This window comes from Streptomyces corynorhini, assembly GCF_003346515.1.
Classification (GTDB): Bacteria; Actinomycetota; Actinomycetes; order Streptomycetales; family Streptomycetaceae; genus Streptomyces; species Streptomyces corynorhini.
In genome coordinates, this window is the sequence record NZ_QQNA01000139.1 from 1 (window position 1) to 1,364 (window position 1,364).

Sequence of the window (1,364 nt, forward strand, 5' to 3'; positions counted from 1 at the left end):
CTCGGCCCACGCCCTCCGGTGCACCTCTCGCTACCGTCCGCGACAGCGCACCGGAGGGCGTGGGCCGAGGTCAGACAGTGCGGCCGAGCTGGGTGAGAACCTGTTTGGGCCGGTTGGTGATGATCGCGTCCACGCCGAGCCGGACGCAGAGGTCGACGTCCTCCGGCTCGTTCACCGTCCAGACGTGGACCCGGCGGCCCGCTCGGTGCAGCCGGGCGATGTAGCCGGGCTGGTTCCGGACGATCCGGATCCCGGGGCCCGCGATCTGCGCGCCTGCGGGCAGCCTGCCGTCGCGCACGCGGGGTGAGACGAACTGCATCAGGTAGACGGTCGGCAGCTGGGGCGCGGCGGAGGCGATCCGGTGCAGTGAGCGCGCGGAGAAACTCATGATCCGTACGGGCGACTCCTCAGGGGCGTGCGCCGGTGGCGCGTCCAGGCCGAAGCGCCGCAGCAGCTGCACCAGCCGCTCCTCCACCTGACCGGCCCAGCAGGTGGGGTGTTTGGTCTCGATGGCGAGCTGGACGGGGCGGCCGGCGTCCGCGACGAGTTCGAGCAGCCGTTCCAGCGTCAGTACGGAGGTGAACTCGGGATCCCGCCAGTCCGGACTCTCCTCGCTGTCCTTCCAGGAGCCGAAGTCGAGCGCCGCGAGATCGGCCAGCTCCAGGGCGGAGACGGCGCCGCGTCCATTGGAGGTGCGGTTCACCCGCCGGTCGTGGACGCAGACCAGATGGCCGTCGGCCGTGAGCCGTACGTCGCACTCAAGCGCGTCGGCGCCGTCCTCGATGGCTTTCATATACGCGGCCAGGGTGTGCTCGGGTGCGTCCTCCGACGCTCCGCGATGGGCGATGACCTGGATGCTGCGCTGTCGTGCTTGAGTCACCGCGCCATGGTGTCATCGTGACGGGGTAGGCGAGTGGGACAAGTGAGGGATGGACGGGTGAACGGTGGGCGTTCATCAGCCGGTCGGCGCGGGGTGCGGGTGGTATGTCCGTAAATAAAGACTGACGGGCCAGACACACAGCTCCTGCTTACAGTGGCCTGACGCGCTGTGGGAAAAGCTGACCGCAGAGACTTGCTGGACACTTGTACCGCGACACCTGCACAGTGCGACAGCCGAACAGCGGAACTCTTGCCGAAGACTGATGTGGAACCGAGGAGAAAGAGCTGTGAGCACCGAGAACGAGGGCAACGCGGTCCCCGCCGCCCCGTCCGTACCTCCCGTGCCGGATGCCACTCCTGGGGGCACAGCCGCGTCCGCTCCGAGTGAGGCCGCGTCCGAGCAGCACGATCAGCAGCAGCAGCACCAGCAGCACGATCAGCCGTACGCCCCGGAGGCGACGGAGCGTACGGCTGATCGTGCTGCT

The 1,364-nt window shown here is 68.6% G+C and carries 1 protein-coding gene and 1 pseudogene; one reads left to right on the forward strand and one right to left on the reverse strand.

Features of this window, described 5'->3' with window-relative positions; genetic code table 11:
* Window positions 1–70 precede the first annotated feature (70 nt).
* Complete coding sequence (locus DVH02_RS18180) at window positions 71–880, reverse strand: glycerophosphodiester phosphodiesterase (RefSeq protein WP_114624872.1); 810 nt, start codon at window positions 878–880, stop codon at window positions 71–73.
* Window positions 881–1,166: 286 nt separating this feature from the next.
* On the opposite strand from DVH02_RS18180, the pseudogene DVH02_RS36210 reads away from it, so the two are divergent.
* Window positions 1,167–1,364, forward strand: a pseudogene (locus tag DVH02_RS36210) (protease); the annotation flags it as partial.